Source organism: Pseudoalteromonas sp. GW168-MNA-CIBAN-0100, from assembly GCF_040309225.1.
Lineage (GTDB): Bacteria > Pseudomonadota > Gammaproteobacteria > Enterobacterales > Alteromonadaceae > Pseudoalteromonas > Pseudoalteromonas arctica.
This window is the reverse complement of the sequence record NZ_JBEOOL010000759.1, coordinates 1-258: the sequence shown is the minus strand read 5'-3', so window position 1 is coordinate 258 and position 258 is coordinate 1. Positions and strand designations below refer to the sequence as shown.

The 258-nt window shown below is 33.3% G+C and carries 1 protein-coding gene; it reads right to left on the bottom strand.

The genetic code is table 11. The features are described from left to right. A partial coding sequence (locus tag AAEY62_RS23305) for a hypothetical protein (RefSeq protein WP_350636815.1) occupies positions 1–258 on the bottom strand: 258 nt, incomplete at both ends.

Sequence of the window (258 nt, the reverse complement as noted above, 5' to 3'; positions counted from 1 at the left end):
AAATTGTTCTCTGAGTTTCTTTAAATCTCCAGCCATTTTATGCAGGGGATCTCCGCCTCCAATTTCAGTAATTCCTTTTAGCTCAGCAAAATCAATAGTTAACTCATTGGAATAATCATTACCTTCAACGTCTGTATAAGAAACAACTATTTTGAAAAATGGAGTAAAAATATCATCGCCTTCAAGCTTCCCTTTTAACTCAAAAAAACTAAACAAAAAGCTATCTACCTTTTGATTAATTCCTAATGAGTGCATGCC